A 24,557-nucleotide genomic window follows, 5' to 3' on the forward strand; every position below is an offset into this window, starting at 1 on the left:
TTTGCTTTTATGACCGTCCGTTATCGTCCAGCGCAAACGTCGGCAGCTTCAGGTGCCAGCGGATCGCCGCCAGACGAATCACCAGGGTCACCACCATCCCCATCATCGCCGAATTCTCCAGCGGGAGATGAAAGGTGTCGTGCGCGGTGGCGTGGACAATGCCGCCCACAATACAGGCGGTGGCGTAGATCTCGGTGCGCAGAATCATAGGAATTTCGCGCGCCAGCACGTCGCGGATTATCCCGCCGCCAACGCCGGTCACCACGCCCATGCACACCGCGACCAGCGGGCCGCTGCCGGCGAGAAACGCTTTATTCACCCCGATGCCGACAAACACCGCCAGACCGACGGCATCAAGAACGGGCAGGATCCATTTCGGCAGCCGGCGCGGCTGGCGGACCAGCAGGATGGTCAGCATGCTGGTGACCATCGCCACCACCAGATCGGTGGGATCTTTGACCCAGAATACCGGGCCATTCGCCAGCGCCATATCGCGGATGGTACCGCCGCCCACGGCCGTCACCACGCCTAACACCAGCACGCCGAATGGGTCCATACGCAACTTCCCCGCCAGCAGAACGCCGGAGATCGCGAAGACAGCTGTGCCAATAATATCCAGCCAATAGACAAGCATTGTAGATTCCCACTGAACATCCGGTATGCCGGATGGTTATTTTACCTGGTCGAGCGCCGCACAAAGTTGTTTGGCGGCGAGGATAATACGTGGGCTTGCGCGTTCAAACCAGTCGCTGTGTAACGCAATCAACGAAATGGTGAGCTGATGTTGCCAAAAGCGCTGCGCTTCGGCGATGCGGCTGGCGTCGCCGGTCACCACAATCGCCTGCGGCTGACGGGCCAGCACCTGTTCGCGGCTCACCTGCGGCCAGGGAACGCGGCTGGCGGCAAAGATATTCTCGCCGCCGCACAGCCTCAGCACTTGATCCTGAATTGAGCCGGGGCCGCTGGTGAATAGCGGTGCGGAACCGAACTGCAGGAAGACGCGTTTCTTCGGCGCGCTGGCATAGCGCGCTTTCAGCGCATCGTATTCCTGCTGCATCGCCTGCGCTGCCTGCTGTGCTTTTTCCGGCTGTGGACTCCACTGCGCCAGCTGACGCAGGGTGGCGATGATCTCTTCGATGGTCGAAGTCTGCACCCAGAGGACGTGGATCCCCAGCGACTGCAGCTGGTTAACCTGACGTTCGGCATTGCCCCCGCGCCAGGCCAGCACCAGGTCTGGCTTGAGCGCTACGATGCGCTCCAGGTTCATTCCCTGCCAGCTGGCAACCTGCTCAATCGTTTTGGCCTGCGGCGGATAATCGGAATAGCTGCTGACGCCGACCGGCGTGATCCCGGCGGCAAAGGCCAGTTCGGTATTGGCGGGGGAGAGGGTGATCACCCGCGGCGCGGCCAGCAGCCACGCCGGGGCGAGTAACAGCAGCGCGGCAAGCGCGAAGGAGAGCGACTTAGCCACGTGCCAGGTTCTGTACCAGATTCTCCACCATCAGGGTGGACTGTCTGGCGGCGACCGCAAGGAACTCCTCAAAGCTGAGGTGAGACTGCTGGTCGGCCACATCGGAGATGGCGCGAACCACCACGAAAGGAACCTTAAAGTTATGGCAGACGTGAGCGATGGCGGTCGCTTCCATTTCCACAGCGATCGCCTGCGGGAAATTATGGCGGATCTTCGCCAGACCGACAGAGCCGTTAATGAAGGCATCACCGCTGACGATCAGGCCGCGAACGGCATTGAGATCTAACGCGTTAATGCAGCTCTCCGCCGCGGCCACCAGTTTTTCGTCCGCTTTAAAGCCGGCCGGACAGCCAGGCAACTGGCCGTACTCATAGCCGAAGGCGGTGACGTCGGCGTCGTGGTAGCGCGCTTCATCGGAGACGACGATATCGCCGACCTTCAGCGTCGGCGCCAGGCCGCCGGCAGAGCCGGTATTAATGATCACGTCAGGCTGGCAGCGCTCCAGCAGCAGGGTCGCGCCCATCGCCGCGGCCACTTTCCCGATACCAGACTTCAGCAGCGCGACGTCAACGCCGTGAAGTTGGCCGGTATAGATTTCGCTCCCGCCAATAGTGATAGTCTGGCGGTTTTCGATTTTGTCGCGCAGAAGGGTAACTTCCTCTTCCATAGCGCCAATAATGCCAATTTTCATAGATTTACTCGCGATGTGTCAGGTTTAGTTGCATAGTCTATCATGCGCTTAAGGGGAAGCGTATTGCTCGCGCGGGAGAGGCTATGGCAAAGATTGATTTTCGCAACAAGATAAACTGGCGTCGACGCTTCCGTTCGCCGCCGCGTGTCGAGACGGAGCGCGACATCCTGCGGATCTTCGAAAGCGATCGGGGACGGATCGTCAACTCGCCGGCAATCCGTCGCTTACAGCAAAAAACTCAGGTCTTCCCGCTGGAGCGCAACGCGGCGGTGCGTACCCGCCTGACCCACTCGCTGGAGGTGCAGCAGGTGGGACGCTATATCGCCAAAGAGGTGCTGAGCCGGCTGAAAGAGCTGAGGCTGCTGGAAGAGTATGGCCTGGAAGAGCTGACCGGGCCATTCGAGAGCGTGGTGGAGATGGCCTGCCTGATGCACGATATCGGCAATCCCCCGTTTGGCCATTTTGGCGAGGCGGCGATTAACGACTGGTTCCGCCAGCGTCTGGCGCCCGGCGATGCGCTCGGGCAGCCGCTGACCGACGATCGCTGTGAAGTGCAGGCATTACGCTTGCATGAAGGGGAAACGTCGCTTAACGCGCTGCGCCGCAAAGTGCGCCAGGATCTCTGCAGCTTTGAGGGCAACGCCCAGGGCATTCGTCTGGTCCATACGCTGATGCGCATGAATCTGACCTGGGCGCAGGTCGGCTGTATTCTGAAATATACTCGGCCGGCGTGGTGGTCCGAGGCGACGCCAGCCAGCCACAGCTATTTAATGAAAAAGCCTGGCTACTATTTAGCCGAAGAGGAGTATGTGGCGCGCCTGCGTAAAGAACTGGATCTGGCGCCTTACAATCGGTTCCCATTAACCTGGATTATGGAAGCCGCGGATGACATCTCATATTGCGTCGCGGATCTCGAGGACGCGGTGGAAAAACGTATTTTCAGCGCTGAGCAGCTTTATCAGCATCTTTACGACGCCTGGGGCAGCCATGAAAAAGGATCGTTATTCTCACAGGTAGTGGAAAATGCCTGGGAGAAATCACGAGCCAATTCCCTGAAACAGAGCGCGGAAGATCAGTTTTTTATGTATTTGCGGGTGAACACGCTGAATAAGCTGGTGCCCTACGCGGCGCGCCGATTTATTGACAACCTGCCGGCCATCTTTACGGGCGACTTTAATCATGCGCTGCTCGAGGACGACAGCGATTGCAGTCAGCTGCTGGAGCTTTATAAAAATGTGGCGATGAAACAGGTGTTTAGCCATCCGGATGTCGAGCAGCTGGAATTGCAGGGCTACCGGGTGATCAGTGGCCTGCTGGATATCTATCAGCCGCTGCTGAAATTATCGCTCGAGGATTTCAGCGAATTAGTGGCGCAGGAGCGGGTACGGCGTTTACCCATTGCCTCCCGGCTGTATCAGAAACTATCAACCCGCCACCGGCTGGCCTATGTGGAAGCGGTAAATAAGCTGGCGCGCACGGCGCCTGAATTTGCGCTGATGGAATACTATTATCGCTGCCGTCTGATTCAGGATTATATCAGCGGGATGACGGATTTGTATGCGTGGGATGAATATCGGCGGCTAATGGCGGTGGAATAAGCTGGAGTTTTGTAAAGATGGACAATAAATTTTTACTTTTTCCAGAAACTTAATTCCGGAACTTAGCGCTATAAAATGACTCTGATAGTCACGTACACAGCAACTTTCGTTTTCTGATATTGAGATTGAAACTGATGAAAAAAACCACGTTAGCAATGAGTGCACTGGCTCTGAGTTTAGGTCTGGCGTTGTCCCCGCTCTCTGCGAGCGCGGCAGAAACGGCATCTTCGGCCACTAATGCACAGCAGATGCCAAGCCTGGCCCCGATGCTGGAGAAGGTGATGCCGTCGGTGGTGAGCATTAACGTTGAAGGTAGCACCACCGTTAATACCCCACGGATGCCACGTAACTTCCAGCAGTTCTTTGGCGATAACTCGCCGTTCTGCCAGGACGGTTCTCCTTTCCAGAGTTCGCCGTTTTGCCAGGGCGGCGGACAGGGCGGTCAGCCTGACGGCGGCCAGCAGCAGAAATTTATGGCGCTGGGCTCCGGCGTGATCATTGATGCGGCCAAGGGGTATGTGGTGACCAACAACCACGTCGTGGACAACGCCACCACAATTAAGGTTCAACTGAGCGATGGCCGTAAGTTTGATGCCAAAGTGGTTGGCAAAGATCCGCGCTCTGATATCGCGCTGATTCAGATTCAGGATCCGAAAAACCTGACGGCGATTAAGCTCGCCGACTCTGACGCGCTGCGCGTTGGCGACTACACCGTGGCTATCGGTAACCCGTTCGGTCTGGGCGAAACCGTGACCTCCGGGATTGTTTCCGCGCTGGGTCGTAGCGGCCTGAACGTGGAAAACTACGAAAACTTTATCCAGACCGATGCGGCGATTAACCGCGGGAACTCCGGCGGCGCCCTGGTGAACCTCAACGGCGAGCTGATCGGCATCAACACCGCCATTCTGGCGCCGGACGGCGGCAACATCGGTATCGGTTTTGCTATCCCAAGCAACATGGTGAAAAACCTGACCGAGCAGATGGTGAAATATGGCCAGGTGAAACGCGGCGAGCTCGGCATCATGGGGACCGAACTGAACTCTGAGCTGGCGAAAGCGATGAAAGTCGACGCCCAGCGCGGCGCCTTTGTCAGCCAGGTGATGCCAGGTTCGGCGGCCGCGAAAGCGGGCATTAAAGCCGGCGACGTGATCACCTCTCTCAACGGGAAGGCGATCAGCAGCTTCGCCGCGCTGCGTGCCCAGGTCGGCACCATGCCTATCGGCAGCAAAGTTGAGCTTGGTCTGCTGCGCGACGGCAAACCGGTGACCGTGACCGTCGAACTGCAGCAGAGCAACCAGACCCAGGTTGACTCCAGCACCATCTTCAACGGGATTGAAGGGGCGGAAATGAGCAACAAGGGTCAGGACAAAGGTGTGGTGGTCAATAATGTGAAAGCCGGTACCCCGGCGGCGCAGATTGGCCTCAAGAAAGGCGACGTCATCGTCGGGGCGAACCAGCAGCCGGTGAAAAACATCGCCGATCTGCGGAAAATCTTCGACGCCAAACCGTCCGTGCTGGCGCTGAACATTCAGCGCGGCGACGCCTCTATCTATCTGCTGTTGCAGTAACAGTCAGCGCTCGCTCTCCAGCCCCTTCCCTCGCCGAGGGCAGGGGCTTTTTTTCGTTCTGTGACCGCTTCCACAACTCCACATATCTCACCCGGGCTTCGGGCATATGCACAATGCAGCAGAGCAACGACTCTTTTATGCTGGTGCCCTGCAAAGGGGAGGATTACATGGCTGGCTGGCATCTTGATACCAAAATGGCGCAGGATATTGTGGCGCGGACGATGCGCATCATCGATACCAACATCAACGTGATGGATGCCCGCGGGCGGATTATCGGCAGCGGCGATCGGGAAAGGATTGGTGAATTGCACGAAGGCGCGCTGCTGGTGCTTTCCCAGGGGCGGGTGGTGGATATCGACGATGCGGTGGCTCGCCATCTCCACGGGGTGCGCCAGGGCATTAACCTGCCGCTGCGCCTGGAGGGGGAGATTGTCGGGGTGATCGGCCTGACCGGCGAGCCGGAGTCGCTGCGAAAATATGGCGAGCTGGTGTGCATGACGGCTGAGATGATGCTTGAGCAGTCGCGACTGATGCATCTCCTGGCGCAGGACAGCCGTCTGCGCGAAGAGCTGGTGATGAACCTGATTCAGGCGGAAGAGCATACCCCGGCGCTGAACGAATGGGCGCAGCGTTTAGGAATTGATCTGAATCAGCCGCGCGTAGTGGCGATGATTGAGGTGGACAGCGGCCAGCTCGGCGTGGACAGCGCGATGGCAGAGCTACAGCAGCTGCAGAACGCGCTGACCACCCCCGATCGCAATAATCTGGTGGCCATTGTCTCGCTCACGGAAATGGTGGTGTTGAAACCGGCGCTGAACAGCTTTGGCCGCTGGGACGCAGACGATCACGTCCGCCGCGTCGAGCAGCTTATCGCCAGGATGAAAGAGAATGGGCAGCTCCGCTTCCGCGTGGCGCTGGGCAACTTCTTCACCGGTCCCGGGAGTATCGCCCGCTCTTACCGTACCGCACGCACGACGATGATGGTGGGCAAGCAGCGGATGCCGGAGAGCCGCTGCTACTTCTATCAGGATCTGATGCTGCCGGTGCTGCTTGACAGCCTGCGCGGCGGCTGGCAGGCCAATGAGCTGGCCCGTCCGCTGGCGCGTCTCAAGGCGATGGACAACAACGGGCTGCTGCGGCGAACGCTGCAGGCGTGGTTTCGCCATAACGTGCAGCCCCTGGCGACGTCAAAGGCGCTGTTTATTCATCGCAATACCCTGGAGTACCGGTTGAATCGTATCTCGGAGCTGACGGGGCTGGATCTTGGCAGCTTTGACGACCGGCTGCTGCTGTATATTGCGCTGCAGCTGGATGAACAACGCTAAGGCGTGGAGGTAAAAAAATGCCGGGTAGCGACTCGCCATACCCGGCCTTGGACGATGCATGCTGTCGGTAGCGGCTTGATACCGCCAGCCCGGTCAGGCGACGCGCCGCCGGGGATGCGCTTACTTACGGGTGAGCTTTTCCAGATCGGCTTCGATTTCGCTGATCTTATTGGTGACCACACTTTCCAGATGGCGTAAATCGTCGAGGATTTTACGCTTGAGATCGATTTCAGTGCGATCGCGCTGGCAGATCTGATCCAGCTCATCGATAACGTAGCGCAGGTTCGGGCTGATCTCCTGGACCTCTTTGTAGCCCTGGCCGACGCCGTCGGCGACGACGGTTTTGCGCTGACGCGGATATTTGAACTTCACGCTCTTGGCGAAGAATTCGCCTTTGTCTTTCTGAAAGTAAATTTTCAGAATGTCGTTGTTAGCTTCCTGCCGCAGGCTATAGCGATCGATCTCATCAGGGTTGGTAATGCCAAGACTTTTCAGATTGTCGTACATAACGGTACCTTTGATAGCATCATAACCATTGAATAATTAACGAAAAAATCCATTTTCGCCAGCATCAAATATAAAAAAAGCGGGATATCTCCCGCTTTTTATTTGCTTTAGTCGATGGTGCGCAGCAGTTCGTTAATGCCGACCTTGCCGCGGGTTTTGGCATCGACTTTCTTCACGATCACCGCGCAGTACAGGCTGTATTTACCATCTTTCGACGGCAGGTTGCCTGATACCACTACCGAGCCGGCCGGCACGCGGCCGTAGAAGACTTCGCCGGTTTCGCGATCGTAGATTTTGGTGCTCTGACCGAGGTAAACGCCCATGGAGATCACGGAGCCTTCTTCGACAATCACCCCTTCAACCACTTCAGAGCGCGCGCCGATGAAGCAGTTATCTTCGATGATGGTCGGGTTCGCCTGCAGCGGCTCCAGTACGCCACCAATGCCGACGCCGCCGGACAGGTGAACGTTTTTACCGATCTGCGCGCAGGAGCCGACGGTGGCCCAGGTGTCAACCATGGTGCCTTCGTCAACGTAGGCGCCGATGTTCACATAGGACGGCATCAGCACGGTGTTGCGGGCGATGAACGCGCCCTGACGAACCGCTGCCGGCGGCACCACGCGGAAACCTTCTTTCTGGAAACGCGCTTCGTCATAGTCAGCGAATTTCATCGGGACTTTATCGAAGTAGCGGCTTTCCGCACCATCGATAACCTGGTTATCGTTAATACGGAAAGAGAGCAGTACCGCCTTCTTCAGCCACTGATGCGTCACCCACTGACCGTCGATCTTCTCAGCGACGCGCAGCGCGCCGGAATCCAGAAGGGCGATAACCTGGTTAACCGCTTCGCGGGTCACGGTATCCACATTAGCCGGCGTGATGTCGGCGCGACGCTCGAAAGCGGACTCAATAACGTTCTGTAACTGCTGCATTGTTTCTTTCCATTCACTAAAAAAAATACGTCACCCTTTATCGTTTGGATTGAGGGCCGCTGTCAACCGTTGTTGCACTTCTTGTTGCAGCTCATTATTAAGGGCACGCCGGTCGGCGGTAGCGATTATAAATAAATCTTCTACTCGCTCACCAATTGTCGTAATTCGCGCCCCGTGAAGCGAAATTCCGAGGTCGGCGAATACCTGACCGACACGGGCGAGCAGCCCGGGCTGGTCAAGGGCTATCAGCTCGAGAAACGATTTCCGATCGGTATGGGTCGGCAGGAAATTTACCTCGGTGTCCACCGAGAAATGACGCAGTTTTGCCGCCTGACGACGGGGCGCCGGGGGTTCCCAACTGCGCTGCGTGATGGTCTGTTCCAGACCCTGGCGGATCGCTTCGTGGCGATCGGCGGACAGCGGACTGCCGTCGGGTTCGAGGACAATAAAGGTGTCCATCGCCATACCGTCGCGGGTGGTGAAGATCTGCGCATCGTGGACGCTGAGGTTGCGACGGTCCAGTTCGCCACACACCGCGGCGAACAGGTAAGGGCGATCCGGGCTCCAGATAAAAATCTCCGTTCCGCCGCGGGTGGCCTGCGAGCTCAGGAGGATCATCGGCTTATTCAGATCGTGGCGCAGCAGGTTGCGGGCGTGCCAGGCGAGCTGCGTCGGCGTATGTCGCACGAAATAGTTGGCGCGGCAGCGGTTCCAGATCTGATGCAGCGCCTCTTCATTAATATTGTCCATCCGCAGCAGGGCCAGCGCCTGCAATTGATGGTGACGCACGCGTTCGCGCATGTCCGGGGTGCTTTGCATGCCGCGACGCAGCTGTTTTTCAGTGGCGAAATAGAGTTCGCGCAGCAGGCTCTGCTTCCAGCTGTTCCACAGGGTTTCGTTGGTGGCGCAGATATCGGCGACGGTCAGACACACCAGATAGCGCAGGCGATTTTCCGTTTGCACCTCCTCGGCGAACTGCTTAATCACCTCCGGATCCTGAATATCGCGCCGCTGGGCGGTGACCGACATCAGCAAGTGGTGACGCACCAGCCAGGCGACCAGCTGCGTTTCCCGGGAGTTCAGCCCGTGCAGCTCGGCAAACTTCAGCACATCCTGTGCGCCGAGGATCGAGTGGTCGCCGCCGCGCCCTTTGGCGATATCGTGGAACAGGGCAGCGATTAAAATCAGCTCCGGGTGCGTTAAGCGCGGCCATAGCTCCACGCACAGCGGGTGGCGGCTACGAGTCTCTTCTTTAGCAAAACTCTCCAGCTTGAGCATCACGCGGATGGTGTGTTCATCGACGGTATAGGCGTGAAACAGGTCGAACTGCATCTGGCCGACGATATGGGACCACTGCGGCATATAGGCCCACAGCACGCTGTGACGATGCATCGGCAGCAGTCCGCGACTCACTGCCCCCTGATGGCGCAGCATGCTGAGAAAGAGCGTGCGCGCCTCCGGGATATAGCACAGCGGCTGGGTCAGATGGCGGCGGGCGTGGCGCAGATGGCGCAACGTCGTGGAGTAGATGCCGGTGATGGTGCTGTTGCGCACCATAATATAAAACATGCGCAGAATGGCCTGCGGCTCGCGAATAAACAGCGTATCGTCACGCAGATCGATCAGCGTGCCGCGCAGCTGGAAGTCATCATCGATCGGGCGCGGTTTTTCATCCTCGGTCAGCGCAAGGATGGCCTCTTCAAACAGCTGCAGCAGCATCTGGTTCAGCTCGCTCACCCGGCGGGTGACGCGGAAGAAGTCCTTCATCATATGCTCAATCGGCTGGTTGCCGTCGCCTTCATAGCCGAGCCGGCGGGCGACGCTGAGCTGGCGGTCGAAAAGCAGGCGGTTGTCATAGCGAGTGAGTTCGAGATGCAGCGCGAAGCGGATACGCCACAGTTGATGCAGACACTCGTTGAGCTCATTGCGCTCGGCTTCGGTCAGAAAACCGAAGCCGACCATCTCATCCATTGAGGTGGCGCCGAAATGGCGGCGAGCCACCCACTGTAGCGTATGGATATCGCGCAGGCCGCCGGGACTGCTTTTCACGTCCGGCTCGAGGTTATAGCTGGTGCCGTGATAACGCTGATGACGGACGTTCTGCTCTTCGACCTTGGCGGCGAAGAACTTTTCTGATGGCCAGAAGCCGTCGCTAAAAATATGTTTTTGCAGCTCAAGGAACAGCGCGACATCGCCGATCAGCAGGCGCGATTCGATTAAGTTCGTGGCGACGGTGAGATCTGAAAGCCCTTCCAGTAAACACTCTTCGAGAGTGCGTACGCTATGGCCTACCTCCAGTTTGACGTCCCACAGCAGCGTCAGCAGTTCGCCGACCTTTTGCGCCTGGTCGTCCGGCAGCTTTTTGCGGCTGAGGATCAGCAGATCGACGTCAGAAAGCGGATGCAGCTCGCCGCGGCCATAGCCGCCGACGGCCACCAGCGCCAGGTCGCAGACGGATTCGAATCCACTGGCGATCCACAACCGCTGCAGCAGCTGGTCGATAAATTCGGTGCGCGCCGCAATGAGCAGCTCCGCGGCGATACCGGCGTCAAACGCCTCGCCCAGCCAGTGCTGAAAGGTATCGATGTGCGCCTTTATTGCAGCACAGTTCAGATCGCCCTGCGGCCAGCTCACCGGATGTTCCGGCGGGATGGGCAGAAGAGGGGAGGCTGTGTCAGGTAATGAGTTGCTCATCGCGTCACCATAAGAAAAAACTATCTAATAAAAAAGCCGGCGGGCGCCGGCTTTTCATCATTCATCGTGCGAGATTATCGCCGGGATGGTGTCATCCTTACGTAGCGTCAGAATTTCGCAGCCGTTGTCTGTCACCACAATAGTATGCTCATACTGTGCAGACAAGCTCCGGTCTTTAGTTTTCACCGTCCAGCCGTCTTTCATGCTGCGGATCTCTTTTTTACCGGCGTTGACCATCGGCTCGATGGTAAAGGTCATGCCTGGTTTGAGCACGACGTTGGTTTCCGGCGAGTCGTAGTGCAGCACCTGCGGCTCTTCATGGAAGCCGCGGCCGATGCCATGACCGCAGTATTCGCGAACCACGGAGAATCCTTCCGCTTCCACATATTTCTGGATCGCCGCGCCGATGGTGCGCAGATTGATGCCCGGCTTAACCATCTTCAGCGCCAGGTACAGGCTTTCCTGAGTGATGCGGCACAGGCGCTCGCCGAGAATCGTCGGTTTGCCGACGATAAACATTTTGGAGGTATCGCCATGGAAATCATCTTTAATGACGGTCACGTCGATATTCACGATATCGCCATCTTTCAGCAGTTTGCCGTCGTCAGGGATACCGTGACAGACCACTTCGTTGACCGAAATGCAGACGGATTTCGGATAGCCGTGATAGCCGAGACAGGCGGAAATGGCCTTCTGCTCGTTAACGATATAGTCGTTACAGATACGGTCCAGTTCGCCAGTGCTGACGCCCGGCTTAACCCAGGGTTCGATCATTTCCAGCACTTCAGCGGCCAGGCGACCGGCAACGCGCATTTTTTCAATATCTTCAGATGTCTTAATAGAGATAGCCATGGAGTATGTCCAGCAGTGTCGATATTTTCGACAATAATAGAGTAAGTCCTGTCAATGGTAACAGTCCGGGCAGGCTGGTGCCAAACTGAGAATCATTAACAGCACGCGACGTCAACAAGAGTTGGTGTCTGGGTGGATTTTGTGGTATAAAGCGCGCCGGACTTCCGATCCATCTCAGATACACAGGATGGACGGGAGCGACAAATCTCACTTTGTGTAACAACACACACGTATCGGCACATATTCCGGGGTGCCCTTTGGGGTCGGTAATATGGGATACGTGGAGGCATAACCCCAATTTAATCTATAGAGGTTTTAAACATGGCAACTGTTTCCATGCGCGACATGCTCAAGGCTGGTGTTCACTTCGGTCACCAGACCCGTTACTGGAACCCGAAAATGAAGCCGTTCATCTTCGGTGCGCGTAACAAAGTTCACATCATCAACCTTGAGAAAACCGTACCGATGTTCAACGACGCTCTGGCTGAACTGAACAAGATCGCTGCTCGTAAAGGTAAAATCCTTTTCGTTGGTACTAAGCGCGCTGCAAGCGAAGCGGTAAAAGACGCTGCTCTGAGCTGCGACCAGTTCTTCGTGAACCATCGCTGGCTGGGCGGTATGCTGACTAACTGGAAAACCGTTCGTCAGTCCATCAAACGTCTGAAAGACCTGGAAACTCAGTCCCAGGACGGTACTTTCGACAAGCTGACCAAGAAAGAAGCGCTGATGCGTACTCGTGAGCTGGACAAGCTGGAAAACAGCCTGGGCGGTATCAAAGACATGGGCGGCCTGCCGGACGCACTGTTCGTAATCGACGCTGACCACGAGCACATCGCTATCAAAGAAGCAAACAACCTGGGCATCCCGGTATTTGCTATCGTTGATACCAACTCTGATCCGGACGGCGTAGACTTCGTTATCCCGGGTAACGACGATGCAATCCGCGCAGTAAGCCTGTACCTGGGCGCTGTTGCTGCTACCGTTCGTGAAGGTCGCTCTCAGGACCTGGCTTCTCAGGCGGAAGAAAGCTTCGTAGAAGCTGAATAATAAGGTTTAAGCCCTTATTAGTACCGTGTATGAATAGGGGCCCATTATCGGCCCCTTTTTTCAATTTACGCTGTTTGGCCGTTGGCCGGGCAGTATCCACATCTCCCGAGGATTTTAGAATGGCTGAAATTACCGCTTCCCTGGTAAAAGAGCTGCGCGAACGTACTGGCGCAGGCATGATGGATTGCAAAAAAGCGCTGACTGAAGCGAATGGCGACATCGAGCTGGCAATCGAAAACATGCGTAAATCCGGCGCGATCAAAGCGGCGAAGAAAGCAGGCAACGTGGCTGCTGACGGCGTGATCAAAACCAAAATCGAAGGCAACTACGGTTACATTCTGGAAGTTAACTGCCAGACTGACTTCGTTGCTAAAGATGGTGGTTTCCAGGCATTTGCTGACAAAGTACTGGACGCCGCTGTTGCGGGTAAAATCTCCGACGTTGAAGTTCTGAAAGCGCAGTTCGAAGAAGAACGTGTTGCCCTGGTTGCTAAAATCGGTGAGAACATCAACATCCGTCGTATCGCTGTTCTGGAAGGCGACGTTCTGGGCAGCTACCAGCACGGTGCGCGCATCGGCGTTCTGGTTGCCGCTAAAGGCGCTGACGAAGAGCTGGTTAAGCAGCTGGCAATGCACGTTGCTGCAAGCAAGCCGGAATTCGTTAAGCCGGAAGACGTGTCTGCTGAAGTGGTAGAGAAAGAGTACCAGGTTCAGCTGGACATCGCGATGCAGTCCGGTAAGCCGAAAGAAATCGCAGAGAAAATGGTTGAAGGCCGCATGAAGAAATTCACCGGCGAAGTTTCTCTGACTGGTCAGCCTTTCGTCATGGAGCCGAGCAAATCTGTTGGTCAGCTGCTGAAAGAGCACAACGCTGACGTGACTGGCTTCATCCGCTTTGAAGTGGGCGAAGGCATCGAGAAAGTTGAGACTGACTTTGCAGCAGAAGTTGCTGCGATGTCCAAGCAGTCTTAATTTTTACAAGGAGCCGCCTGAGGGCGGCTTCTTTTTGCGCCCATTTTGTAAATTCAGCCAACTGCTTATAGTGACCGCGCTGAAATGCGACATACAATGTCGCCGGAATTCTCACATCTCATTCGTTGACAGTCTCAGGAAAGAAACATGGCTACCAATGCAAAACCCGTCTACAAACGTATTCTGCTGAAATTAAGTGGCGAAGCGCTGCAGGGCTCAGAAGGCTTCGGTATTGATGCAAGCATACTTGACCGCATGGCTCAGGAGATCAAAGAGCTGGTTGAGCTGGGTATTCAGGTTGGCGTAGTAATTGGTGGCGGTAACCTGTTCCGTGGTGCTGGTCTGGCGAAAGCGGGTATGAACCGCGTTGTGGGCGACCACATGGGCATGCTGGCAACGGTCATGAATGGCCTCGCGATGCGCGATGCGCTCCACCGCGCCTATGTGAACGCTCGTCTGATGTCCGCCATTCCGCTGAACGGTGTGTGCGACAACTACAGCTGGGCAGAGGCGATCAGCCTGCTGCGCAACAACCGCGTGGTGATCCTTTCCGCGGGTACCGGCAACCCGTTCTTTACCACCGATTCCGCAGCCTGCCTGCGCGGTATTGAAATTGAAGCCGATGTGGTGCTGAAAGCCACCAAGGTTGACGGCGTATTCACCGCTGATCCGGCCAAAGATCCTTCCGCCACGATGTACGATCAGCTGACCTACAGCGAAGTGCTGGAAAAAGAGCTGAAAGTGATGGATCTGGCGGCCTTTACCCTGGCGCGTGACCATAAATTGCCGATTCGCGTCTTCAACATGAACAAACCTGGCGCCCTGCGTCGCGTGGTGATGGGCGAAAAAGAAGGCACATTGATCACGGAATAATTCCCGTCAGCGCCAAATCCGGGTAATATTCCGCTTTACTTTCGCGGGGATATTACCCGGTGATTTTCATTAAATCTGACTATACTTAGCTCATTTTCCGACGGGTGCCCCGTCTGGTCTGACTGAGACAAGCTTTCAAGGATTCGTAACGTGATTAGCGATATCAGAAAAGATGCTGAAATCCGCATGGAAAAATGCGTCGAAGCATTCAAAAACCAAATCAGCAAAATTCGCACGGGTCGTGCTTCTCCGAGCCTGCTGGACGGGATTGTTGTTGAATACTACGGTACGCCGACCCCGCTGCGCCAGCTGGCCAGCGTCACCGTCGAAGACTCCCGTACCCTGAAAATCAACGTCTTTGACCGTTCTATGTCCGCGGCCGTTGAAAAAGCGATCATGGCGTCCGACCTCGGTCTGAACCCAAGCTCTGCCGGCAGCGATATTCGTGTTCCGTTGCCGCCGCTGACCGAAGAGCGTCGTAAAGATCTGACCAAGATCGTGCGTGGTGAAGCTGAGCAGGCGCGTGTTGCCGTACGTAACGTTCGCCGCGACGCCAACGACAAAGTCAAAGCGCTGCTGAAAGAGAAAGAGATCAGCGAAGATGACGATCGCCGTTCTCAGGACGACGTGCAGAAAATGACTGACGCCGCCATCAAGAAAGTTGACGCGGCGCTGGCAGACAAAGAAGCAGAACTGATGCAGTTCTGATGCTCTGCCCTTACTCGGGCCTGACAGCGTCTGGTCTGAGTAAAATCCGAAACGCCGTACAGAAGACTGTACGCTCAATTCTCGGGATTGCGTTGCGACCGCTGGCCTTGTAGCCTTTAGCGCTAAGTTGAAGGCCTAATGCCGCCGTCTTATCCCTGATAATTGCTGCGTAGGGGCTTGCTGGCGGCGTTTTGCTTTTTATTCTGTTTCCACTCTTCTGGACGTCTCATGAAGCAATTAACCGTTCTCGGTTCGACCGGCTCCATTGGCTGTAGCACGCTGGACGTGGTGCGCCATAATCCCGGTCGCTTTTCCGTCGCCGCGCTGGTCGCGGGGAAAAACGTTGACCGTATGGTTGAACAATGCCTTGAATTTACCCCCCGTTACGCCGTGATGGACGATGCGCAAAGCGCTGAGCGATTGCGCACCCGTCTGCAGGAACATGGCTGCCGTACCGAGGTGCTGAGCGGCCAGCAGGCGGCGGCAGAGGTCGCAGCGCTGGAGGAGGTCGATCAGGTGATGGCGGCTATCGTCGGCGCGGCGGGGCTGGTGCCGACGCTGGCGGCGATCCGCGCCGGGAAAACGGTGTTGTTAGCGAATAAAGAGTCGCTGGTGACCTGCGGTCGCTTGTTCATGGAGGCGGTTCAACGGTCGGGGGCGCGATTGCTGCCGGTCGATAGCGAACATAACGCGATTTTTCAGAGTATGCCGGAGACAATTCAGCAGCATCTGGGATACGCTGACCTGGCGCAGAATGGCGTTTCATCCATCCTGCTGACCGGCTCGGGCGGGCCTTTCCGTGATACAGCGGTAGCTGAACTGGCGGCGATGACGCCGGATCAGGCCTGCCGTCATCCTAACTGGTCGATGGGACGCAAGATCTCCGTTGACTCCGCTACGATGATGAACAAAGGCCTGGAATATATTGAAGCGCGTTGGCTGTTTAACGCCTCGGCCCGGCAGATGGAGGTCCTTATCCATCCGCAGTCGGTGATCCACTCGATGGTTCGCTATCAGGACGGCAGCGTGCTGGCGCAGCTTGGAGAGCCGGATATGCGCACGCCGATCGCCCATACCATGGGCTGGCCGCAACGGCTTAACTCCGGCGCTAAGCCGCTGGACTTCTGCCAGCTGAGCAATCTGAGCTTCTCCGCGCCAGACTATACGCGGTATCCGTGCCTGAAGCTGGCGATGGAGGCGTTTGACGTCGGCCAGGCGGCGACCACCACGCTGAATGCGGCCAATGAAGAGTCGGTTGCCGCGTTTCTGCATGGCGATATCCGCTTTACCGATATTGCGGCGGTTAACCAGACTGTGCTGGATAAGATGAACCTGCAGGAGCCGCAAAGCATTGATGACGTTCTGGTTATCGACGCTGAGGCCCGCGCGGTTGCTCATCAACAGCTGAAACGGTTGGTCACCCAGGCGTAACGCGGTGATATTTGTGGGCGCAAAGCTTCAGTGATATAGTCTGCGCCACCCGATCGTTGCATTTTGTTGTTAAAGATTACGGTGGCCGTGGCAAAACACGGCTTTTTTGCGTAAAGCTTTTGGTTGTTCTCTGCGATTGGCTGCAGCCCCGGCACCGGATAAAAATGCGTATCCAGCGCGGCCCGGTGGCCTCTGTTTGGTGGCTAGTTAATCCTTATTATGGACTTAAAACGCGTGATGTTGTCTGCTAATCAAACTGTCAGCGAAATATCGCCCACACATGGCTGCCGTCATGTCGCCATTATTATGGATGGCAACGGCCGTTGGGCGAAACGGCAAGGTAAAATTCGCGCTTTCGGGCACAAGGCCGGTGCGAAATCCGTGCGTCGCGCGGTCTCTTTCGCGGCGAATAATGGGATTGAGGCGTTAACGTTATACGCGTTCAGCAGCGAAAACTGGAACCGTCCGGCTCAGGAAGTCAGTGCGCTGATGGAGCTGTTCGTCTGGGCGCTGGATAGCGAAGTCAAAAGCCTGCACCGACACAATGTGCGTTTGCGGATTATTGGCGACACCACGCGCTTCAATGCGCGCCTGCAGGAGCGTATCCGCAAAGCGGAAGCGCTGACCGCGAACAATACCGGCTTAACGCTGAATATTGCGGCCAATTACGGCGGTCGCTGGGATATTACCCAGGGCGTTCGTTTGCTGGCGAAACAGGTACAGGACGGGACGCTGCTGCCTGAGCAGATCACGGAAGACATGCTGAGTCAGCAGGTCTGCATGCATGAACTGGCTCCCGTAGATTTAGTTATTAGGACCGGGGGAGAGCACCGAATAAGTAATTTTCTGATTTGGCAAATTGCCTATGCCGAACTTTACTTTACGGATGTTCTTTGGCCCGATTTTGCTGAACAGGACTTTGAAGGTGCACTCCATGCCTTTGTTAATCGAGAGCGTCGTTTCGGCGGCACTGAGCCGGGTGGCAGTCATGCCTGATGGGGGTCACTTTTGCTGAAGTATCGCCTGATATCTGCTTTCGTCTTAATCCCCGTCGTCATTGCGGCGCTGTTTTTATTGCCGCCTATGGGGTTTGCTATCGTGACCCTGGTGGTCTGTATGCTCGCCGCATGGGAGTGGGGGCAACTGAGTGGTTTCACCTCGACGTCGCAGCGGGTCTGGCTGGCGGTGTTGTGCGGCCTTCTGCTGGCGGCGATGCTGTTTCTGCTGCCGGAATACCATTATGACGTTCATCAACCGATGGTTGAAGGCTCGCTGTGGGCCTCTTTCGTCTGGTGGATCGTCGCGCTGCTGCTGGTGCTCTCTTATCCGGCGTCGGCGGCATTCTGGCGTCACTCTAAAGTGCTGCGCCTCATCTTCGGTATCCTGACCATTGTCCCGTTTTTCTGGGGCATGCTGGCGCTACGCGCCTGGCACTATACCGATAACCATTACAGCGGTGCGCTGTGGCTCCTGTACGTGATGATTCTGGTCTGGGGCGCGGATTCCGGCGCCTATATGTTTGGTAAAATGTTTGGCAAGCACAAGCTGGCGCCGAAGGTTTCGCCGGGAAAAACCTGGCAGGGCTTTTTTGGCGGTTTGCTGACCGCGGCGGTGATCTCCTGGGCCTACGGGGTGTGGGCCCATCTTGACGTTACGCCAACGGTGCTGCTGGTCTGTTCGGTAGTAGCCGCCCTGGCTTCGGTGCTGGGCGATCTGACGGAAAGTATGTTTAAGCGCGAGGCCGGCATTAAGGACAGCGGGCACTTGATTCCCGGACACGGCGGTATTCTCGATCGTATCGACAGCCTGACGGCGGCGGTGCCGGTCTTCGCCTGTCTGCTACTGTTGGTCTTCAGGACGATTTGACGGAAGGTGATATGCTGAGCGTGCTCTGGAATCTGGCAGCTTTTATCATTGCGCTTGGCGTACTGATTACGGTGCATGAGTTTGGCCATTTTTGGGTAGCGCGTCGCTGCGGTATCCGGGTTGAGCGTTTTTCTATCGGCTTCGGCAAAGCGTTGTGGCGGCGGATGGATAAGCAGGGTACGGAGTTCGTCATTGCCCTGATCCCGCTGGGCGGCTACGTCAAGATGCTGGATGAGCGTGTTGAAGCGGTGGCGCCGGAGATGCGCCACTACGCGTTCAATAATAAAACCGTCGGCCAGCGCGCGGCGGTCATTGCCGCCGGTCCCATCGCTAACTTCCTTTTCGCTATCTTTGCCTACTGGCTGGTCTTCATCATCGGCGTTCCTGGGGTCCGTCCGGTAGTGGGTGAAATAACGCCCAATTCGGTTGCCGCGCAAGCACAAATTGCAAAAGGAACGGAACTTAAAGCGATAGATGGTATCGAAACGCCTGATTGGGATGCGGTGCGTCTGCAGCTGGTGGCCAAAATCGGCAACCCGCAAACAATACTTACCGTCGCCCCTTTCGGGACTAATCAGCGCCAGGATAAAATCGTCGATCTGCGGCACTGGGCGTTTGAGCCAGACAAGCAAGATCCCGTCACGTCGCTGGGGATCCAGCCGCGCAGCGCGCAGATTGATACGGTGCTGGCGGAGGTCCAGGCGGGCTCGGCAGCGCAGAAAGCAGGTTTGCAAGCGGGCGACCGGATCGTTAAAGTCGATGGTCAACCGTTAACGCAGTGGATGACGTTTGTTAATCTGGTGCGCGATAATCCGGGCAAAGCGCTGGCGCTGGAGATTGAACGGCAGGGGAGTGCGCTGCCGTTAACCCTGACGCCGGATGCAAAAACGGTGAAAGGTAAGGCAGAAGGGTTCGCAGGGGTGGTGCCAAAGGTCATCCCGCTGCCTGAAGAATACAAGACAGTACGTCAGTACGGACCGTTTGCCGCCATCGCTGAAGCCACGGATAAAACCTGGCAGCTGATGTCACTGACGGTCAGGATGCTGGGTAAATTGATAACCGGTGATGTCAAACTGAACAACCTCAGTGGGCCGATCTCTATCGCTCAGGGGGCTGGAATGTCAGCGGAGTTTGGGTTGATTTATTATCTGATGTTCCTTGCGCTGATTAGCGTGAACCTCGGAATCATCAACCTGTTCCCACTACCCGTACTGGATGGGGGACATCTGCTGTTTTTGGCGATTGAAAAGCTGAAGGGCGGGCCGGTATCCGAGCGAGTTCAAGACTTTAGTTATCGCATTGGCTCAATACTGCTGGTGCTGTTAATGGGGCTTGCACTTTTCAATGATTTCTCTCGGTTATAAGAGAGTTTGTTAGGAAGAACGCATAATAACGATGGCGATGAAAAAGTTGCTCATAGCGTCGCTGCTGTTTAGCAGCGCGACTGTATACGGTGCTGAAGGGTTCGTGGTGAAGGACATTCATTTCGAAGGCTTGCAGCGTGTCGCTGTTGGTGCGGCCCTCCTCAGTATGCCAGTGCGTCCTGGCGATACGGTGACCGACGATGATATCAGTAACACTATTCGCGCGCTGTTTGCCACTGGCAACTTCGAGGACGTCCGCGTCCTGCGCGATGGTGATACCCTGCTGGTGCAGGTGAAAGAGCGTCCGACGATCGCCAGCATCACCTTCTCCGGCAACAAGTCGGTGAAAGATGACATGCTCAAGCAGAACCTTGAGGCCTCTGGCGTTCGGGTGGGCGAGTCGCTTGACCGCACGACCATCGCGGATATCGAGAAGGGCCTCGAGGATTTCTACTACAGCGTCGGTAAATACAGCGCCAGCGTCAAAGCGGTCGTTACCCCGCTGCCGCGTAACCGTGTCGACCTGAAACTGGTCTTCCAGGAAGGCGTCTCCGCTAAAATTCAGCAGATCAACATCGTCGGCAACCATGCGTTTTCGACTGATGAGCTGATCTCCCACTTCCAGCTGCGCGATGAAGTGCCGTGGTGGAACGTGGTCGGCGACCGTAAATACCAGAAGCAGAAACTGGCGGGCGACCTTGAAACCCTGCGCAGCTACTACCTGGATCGCGGCTATGCCCGTTTCAACATCGATTCTACCCAGGTCAGCCTGACGCCGGATAAGAAAGGGATCTACATCACCGTCAACATCACCGAAGGCGATCAGTACAAGTTTTCCGGGGTGCAGGTGACGGGCAACCTCGCCGGCCATTCCGCGGAAATCGAAGCGCTGACCAAAGTCGAGCCGGGTGAACTGTATAACGGCGCGAAAGTGACCAAGATGGAAAACGACATCAAGAAACTGTTGGGTCGTTATGGTTACGCCTACCCGCGCGTACAGTCGCAGCCGGAGATCAACGACAGCGATAAAACCGTTAAGCTGCACGTCAACGTCGACGCGGGCAACCGCTATTACGTGCGTAAAATTCGCTTCGAAGGCAATGACACCTCCAAAGACGCCGTTCTGCGCCGCGAAATGCGCCAGATGGAAGGCGCGTGGCTGGGCAGCGACCTCGTCGATCAGGGTAAAGACCGTCTCAACCGTTTAGGCTTCTTCGAAACGGTCGATACCGATACCCAGCGCGTACCAGGCAGTCCGGACCAGGTCGACGTAGTCTACAAGGTGAAAGAGCGTAACACCGGTAGCTTCAACTTCGGTATCGGTTACGGTACCGAGAGCGGCGTCAGCTTCCAGGCGGGCGTTCAGCAGGATAACTGGTTAGGTACTGGCTATGCTGTCGGGATCAACGGCACCAAAAACGACTACCAGACCTATACCGAGCTGTCGGTGACCAACCCGTACTTCACCGTAGACGGTGTGAGCCTCGGCGGTCGTATCTTCTATAATGACTTTGACGCGAACGATGCGGATCTGTCTGACTATACCAACAAAAGCTATGGTACAGACGTCACGCTGGGCTTCCCGGTCAACGAATACAACACGCTGCGCGCGGGCGTCGGGTATGTGCATAACTCCCTGTCCAATATGCAGCCGCAGGTGGCGATGTGGCGTTACCTGAACTCGATGGGCCAGTATCCGGACAACACCAACGACCGGAACTCGTTCAGTGCGAATGACTTCACCTTCAACTACGGTTGGACCTATAACAAGCTTGACCGCGGCTTCTTCCCAACCGAAGGTTCGCGCGTCAACCTGAACGGTAAAGTGACCATTCCGGGTTCGGACAACGAATACTACAAAGCGACGTTGGATACCGCCACCTATGTGCCGATCGACAACGATCATGAATGGGTGGTGCTGGGTCGTACCCGCTTTGGCTATGGCGATGGTATCGGCGGCAAAGAGATGCCGTTCTATGAGAACTTCTATGCAGGTGGCTCCAGCACCGTGCGTGGCTTCCAGTCGAACACCATTGGTCCGAAGGCGGTGTACTTCCCGTCGAGCAGCCGTCATGATGGCGACAGCGGCTATACCAACGACTGTAAGAGCACCGAATCCGCACCGTGTAAATCCGATGATGCGGTGGGCGGTAACGCCATGGCGGTGGCCAGCCTGGAGCTGATTACCCCGACGCCGTTTATTAGTGACAAATATGCGAACTCGGTCCGGACTTCCTTCTTCTGGGATATGGGTACCGTATGGGATACTCACTGGGATTCGAACGCGTACGCTGGATATCCGGATTACAGCGATCCGAGCAACATCCGTATGTCTGCGGGTATTGCCGTGCAGTGGATGTCGCCGTTGGGGCCGTTGGTCTTCTCCTACGCCCAACCGTTCAAAAAGTACGATGGAGACAAAGCCGAACAGTTCCAGTTTAACATTGGTAAAACCTGGTAATTGTTGGCGGCAACGGAATGCAAGTGCAGTATAGCGCTGACCGTAGGCGATAACGCGTTTATCGCCTCGCCACGCAAATAACGGTACCCCTGGGTACTCATGGGATGGTAAGGAGTTTATTGTGAAAAAGTGGTTATTAGCTGCAGGTCTGGGTTTGGCAATGGTAACTTCCGCTCAGGCGGCAGATAAAATTGCCCTGGTGAACATGAACAGCCTGTTCCAACAGGTTGCCCAGAAAACTGGCGTTTCCAACACGCTGGAAAACGAGTTCAAAGGCCGCGCTAGCGAACTGCAGCGTATGGAAGGCGACCTGCAGTCTAAAATGCAGCGTCTGCAGTCCATGAAGCCGGGCGCCGATCGTACCAAACTGGAAAAAGACGTGATGGCTCAGCGCCAGACCTTCTCCCAGAAAGCGCAGGCGTTTGAACAGGATCGCGCTCGTCGTTCCAACGAAGAGCGTGGCAAACTGGTGACCCGTATCCAGACTGCCGTACAGAGCGTAGCGAAAGATCAGAGCATCGATCTGGTGGTTGACGCGAATGCCGTTGCATACAACAGCAGCGATGTAAAAGACATCACCGCTGATGTGCTGAAACAGGTTAAATAAGTAATGCCTTCAATTCGACTGGCTGATCTCGCGCAGCAGTTGGATGCAGAATTACACGGTGATGGCGATATCGTCATCACCGGCGTTGCGTCCATGCAGAGCGCGAAAACGGGCCAAATCACTTTCATGGTCAACCCTAAGTACCGTGAGCACCTGGCCGCTTGCCAGGCTTCTGCCGTTGTGATGACGCAGGATGATTTGCCTTTTGCCCATAGCGCCGCGCTGGTAGTGCGTAATCCCTACCTGACCTATGCGCGCATGGCTCAAATTCTGGATACCACGCCGCAGCCGGCACAGGATATCGCGCCGAGCGCGGTTATCGATCCGACGGCGAAGCTGGGTAGCAACGTTGCCATCGGCGCCAACGCCGTTATCGAATCCGGGGTAGTGCTGGGTGATAACGTGGTCATCGGCGCAGGCTGCTTCGTTGGGAAAAATACGAAAATAGGTGCCGGCTCGCGTCTGTGGGCCAATGTGACCGTTTACCATGAGATTGAGATCGGCGAGAATTGCCTGATCCAGTCCAGCACGGTGATCGGCGCGGATGGCTTCGGCTACGCCAACGATCGCGGCAACTGGGTGAAGATCCCGCAGCTGGGTCGCGTCATTATTGGCGATCGCGTGGAGATCGGCGCCTGCACCACAATTGACCGCGGCGCGCTGGACGATACCGTGATTGGCAACGGCGTTATCATCGATAACCAGTGCCAGATTGCACATAACGTGGTGATTGGCGACAATACCGCGGTTGCCGGCGGCGTTATCATGGCAGGCAGCCTGAAAATCGGCCGCTACTGCATGATTGGCGGCGCCAGCGTGATTAACGGCCATATGGAAATCTGCGATAAGGTCACCGTCACGGGGATGGGGATGGTGATGCGTCCTATCAGCGAACCTGGCGTATACTCCTCCGGTATTCCGCTGCAGCCGAACAAGGCGTGGCGTAAAACCGCTGCGCTGGTGATGAATATTGACGAGATGAGCAAGCGCCTGAAAGCGATTGAGCGCAAGGTTAATCAACAAGACTAATTCATCATTTGGTCACATGACATTTCCGGCCTGTTGCATTCGCTAAAAGATTGCCGCAGGCCGTGTTATTATTGCCTTTTAGTACATTTAGACAGGAAGAGTATTTTGACTACTGACACTCATACTCTGCACATTGAAGAGATTCTGGAACTTCTGCCTCACCGTTACCCGTTCCTGCTGGTAGATCGCGTGCTGGATTTTGAAGAAGGTCGTTTTCTGCGCGCAGTAAAAAATGTTTCTGTAAACGAGCCGTTTTTCCAGGGGCATTTCCCTGGTAAGCCGATTTTGCCGGGCGTCCTGATTCTGGAAGCAATGGCGCAGGCCACCGGGATTCTGGCATTCAAAAGCGTTGGAAAACTGGAACCAGGCGAGCTGTATTACTTCGCGGGCATCGATGAAGCACGTTTCAAACGCCCGGTAGTACCAGGCGATCAGATGATTATGGAAGTCACTTTCGAGAAAACCCGCCGCGGCCTGACCCGTTTCAAAGGCGTTGCGCTGGTTGACGGTAAAGTGGTTTGCGAAGCGACGATGATGTGTGCGCGTAGCCGGGAGGCCTGAT

Annotated in this window: 22 protein-coding genes; 15 read left to right on the forward strand and 7 right to left on the reverse strand. The window is 56.2% G+C overall.

The annotated features are described in order from the left end of the window. Positions 1 to 7: 7 nt before the first annotated feature. The 3 genes from CE636_RS19660 to mtnN are packed head-to-tail and all read right to left on the reverse strand — an operon-like array spanning position 8 to position 2,162. Complete coding sequence (locus CE636_RS19660; protein ID WP_004204437.1) at positions 8 to 634, reverse strand: TRIC cation channel family protein; 627 nt, start codon at positions 632 to 634, stop codon at positions 8 to 10. 36 nt (positions 635 to 670) lie between these two features. Then, complete coding sequence (gene btuF, locus CE636_RS19665) at positions 671 to 1,471, reverse strand: vitamin B12 ABC transporter substrate-binding protein BtuF (RefSeq protein ID WP_004204438.1); 801 nt, start codon at positions 1,469 to 1,471, stop codon at positions 671 to 673. Then, entirely contained in the window at positions 1,464 to 2,162 is a 699-nt protein-coding gene (mtnN, locus tag CE636_RS19670; RefSeq protein ID WP_004204440.1) for a 5'-methylthioadenosine/S-adenosylhomocysteine nucleosidase, read from the reverse strand. The genes btuF and mtnN overlap by 8 nt, the downstream gene beginning before the upstream one ends. 83 nt (positions 2,163 to 2,245) lie before the next feature. Here mtnN and dgt point away from each other — a divergent pair, with 83 nt between their 5' ends. The 3 genes from dgt to cdaR all read left to right on the forward strand — a co-directional run bounded on the left by dgt (position 2,246) and on the right by cdaR (position 6,653). Then, on the forward strand, positions 2,246 to 3,760 hold the full coding sequence (gene dgt / locus CE636_RS19675) for a dGTPase (RefSeq protein WP_017900649.1): 1,515 nt from the start codon (positions 2,246 to 2,248) through the stop codon (positions 3,758 to 3,760). A gap of 134 nt (positions 3,761 to 3,894) precedes the next feature. Further along, entirely contained in the window at positions 3,895 to 5,328 is a 1,434-nt protein-coding gene (gene degP / locus CE636_RS19680; protein WP_004145870.1) for a serine endoprotease DegP, read from the forward strand. A 167-nt stretch (positions 5,329 to 5,495) separates the two neighbouring features. After that, positions 5,496 to 6,653, forward strand: a complete 1,158-nt coding sequence (gene cdaR, locus CE636_RS19685; RefSeq protein WP_004204443.1) for a DNA-binding transcriptional regulator CdaR — start codon at positions 5,496 to 5,498, stop codon at positions 6,651 to 6,653. 120 nt (positions 6,654 to 6,773) lie between these two features. Here the strand turns inward: cdaR and CE636_RS19690 are convergent, their stop codons facing one another. The 4 genes from CE636_RS19690 to map all read right to left on the reverse strand — a co-directional run bounded on the left by CE636_RS19690 (position 6,774) and on the right by map (position 11,638). After that, positions 6,774 to 7,160: a DUF3461 family protein gene (locus CE636_RS19690; protein WP_002889292.1), complete on the reverse strand. Its 387-nt coding sequence runs from the start codon at positions 7,158 to 7,160 to the stop codon at positions 6,774 to 6,776. 107 nt (positions 7,161 to 7,267) lie between these two features. Then, positions 7,268 to 8,092 carry a 2,3,4,5-tetrahydropyridine-2,6-dicarboxylate N-succinyltransferase gene (gene dapD / locus CE636_RS19695; protein ID WP_002889295.1) on the reverse strand — a complete coding sequence of 275 codons (825 nt, stop codon included), beginning with the start codon at positions 8,090 to 8,092 and terminating at the stop codon, positions 7,268 to 7,270. A gap of 30 nt (positions 8,093 to 8,122) precedes the next feature. Continuing rightward, positions 8,123 to 10,786, reverse strand: a complete 2,664-nt coding sequence (glnD, locus tag CE636_RS19700) for a bifunctional uridylyltransferase/uridylyl-removing protein GlnD (RefSeq protein WP_017900651.1) — start codon at positions 10,784 to 10,786, stop codon at positions 8,123 to 8,125. Positions 10,787 to 10,843: 57 nt separating this feature from the next. Then, positions 10,844 to 11,638 carry a type I methionyl aminopeptidase gene (gene map / locus CE636_RS19705; protein ID WP_004204446.1) on the reverse strand — a complete coding sequence of 265 codons (795 nt, stop codon included), beginning with the start codon at positions 11,636 to 11,638 and terminating at the stop codon, positions 10,844 to 10,846. A 321-nt stretch (positions 11,639 to 11,959) separates the two neighbouring features. Between map and rpsB the strand changes: the two genes are divergently transcribed. The 12 genes from rpsB to fabZ all read left to right on the forward strand — a co-directional run bounded on the left by rpsB (position 11,960) and on the right by fabZ (position 24,556). Beyond that, complete coding sequence (gene rpsB / locus CE636_RS19710) at positions 11,960 to 12,685, forward strand: 30S ribosomal protein S2 (RefSeq protein ID WP_004204447.1); 726 nt, start codon at positions 11,960 to 11,962, stop codon at positions 12,683 to 12,685. Positions 12,686 to 12,804: 119 nt separating this feature from the next. After that, positions 12,805 to 13,656 carry a translation elongation factor Ts gene (tsf, locus tag CE636_RS19715; RefSeq protein ID WP_004151930.1) on the forward strand — a complete coding sequence of 284 codons (852 nt, stop codon included), beginning with the start codon at positions 12,805 to 12,807 and terminating at the stop codon, positions 13,654 to 13,656. Between the two features lie 147 nt (positions 13,657 to 13,803). Beyond that, complete coding sequence (gene pyrH / locus CE636_RS19720; RefSeq protein ID WP_002889306.1) at positions 13,804 to 14,529, forward strand: UMP kinase; 726 nt, start codon at positions 13,804 to 13,806, stop codon at positions 14,527 to 14,529. 150 nt (positions 14,530 to 14,679) lie between these two features. After that, positions 14,680 to 15,237, forward strand: a complete 558-nt coding sequence (gene frr / locus CE636_RS19725) for a ribosome recycling factor (RefSeq protein ID WP_002889308.1) — start codon at positions 14,680 to 14,682, stop codon at positions 15,235 to 15,237. A gap of 228 nt (positions 15,238 to 15,465) precedes the next feature. After that, on the forward strand, positions 15,466 to 16,668 hold the full coding sequence (gene ispC, locus CE636_RS19730) for a 1-deoxy-D-xylulose-5-phosphate reductoisomerase (protein ID WP_017900652.1): 1,203 nt from the start codon (positions 15,466 to 15,468) through the stop codon (positions 16,666 to 16,668). 237 nt (positions 16,669 to 16,905) lie between these two features. Continuing rightward, positions 16,906 to 17,664 carry a (2E,6E)-farnesyl-diphosphate-specific ditrans,polycis-undecaprenyl-diphosphate synthase gene (ispU, locus tag CE636_RS19740; RefSeq protein WP_002889316.1) on the forward strand — a complete coding sequence of 253 codons (759 nt, stop codon included), beginning with the start codon at positions 16,906 to 16,908 and terminating at the stop codon, positions 17,662 to 17,664. Positions 17,665 to 17,676: 12 nt separating this feature from the next. Beyond that, complete coding sequence (cdsA, locus tag CE636_RS19745) at positions 17,677 to 18,534, forward strand: phosphatidate cytidylyltransferase (RefSeq protein WP_004204449.1); 858 nt, start codon at positions 17,677 to 17,679, stop codon at positions 18,532 to 18,534. Positions 18,535 to 18,545: 11 nt separating this feature from the next. Next, positions 18,546 to 19,898, forward strand: coding sequence for a sigma E protease regulator RseP (gene rseP, locus CE636_RS19750; protein WP_004204451.1), 1,353 nt, complete (start codon positions 18,546 to 18,548; stop codon positions 19,896 to 19,898). A 31-nt stretch (positions 19,899 to 19,929) separates the two neighbouring features. Next, positions 19,930 to 22,359 carry an outer membrane protein assembly factor BamA gene (bamA, locus tag CE636_RS19755; protein WP_004204452.1) on the forward strand — a complete coding sequence of 810 codons (2,430 nt, stop codon included), beginning with the start codon at positions 19,930 to 19,932 and terminating at the stop codon, positions 22,357 to 22,359. Between the two features lie 121 nt (positions 22,360 to 22,480). Continuing rightward, positions 22,481 to 22,966 carry a molecular chaperone Skp gene (gene skp / locus CE636_RS19760; RefSeq protein WP_002889325.1) on the forward strand — a complete coding sequence of 162 codons (486 nt, stop codon included), beginning with the start codon at positions 22,481 to 22,483 and terminating at the stop codon, positions 22,964 to 22,966. 3 nt (positions 22,967 to 22,969) lie between these two features. After that, on the forward strand, positions 22,970 to 23,995 hold the full coding sequence (gene lpxD, locus CE636_RS19765) for a UDP-3-O-(3-hydroxymyristoyl)glucosamine N-acyltransferase (RefSeq protein ID WP_004204453.1): 1,026 nt from the start codon (positions 22,970 to 22,972) through the stop codon (positions 23,993 to 23,995). A 105-nt stretch (positions 23,996 to 24,100) separates the two neighbouring features. Beyond that, positions 24,101 to 24,556, forward strand: a complete 456-nt coding sequence (gene fabZ, locus CE636_RS19770) for a 3-hydroxyacyl-ACP dehydratase FabZ (protein ID WP_004145858.1) — start codon at positions 24,101 to 24,103, stop codon at positions 24,554 to 24,556. Position 24,557: the final 1 nt, after the last annotated feature.

The organism is Klebsiella sp. LY, from assembly GCF_004010915.1.
Lineage (GTDB): Bacteria > Pseudomonadota > Gammaproteobacteria > Enterobacterales > Enterobacteriaceae > Klebsiella > Klebsiella quasipneumoniae.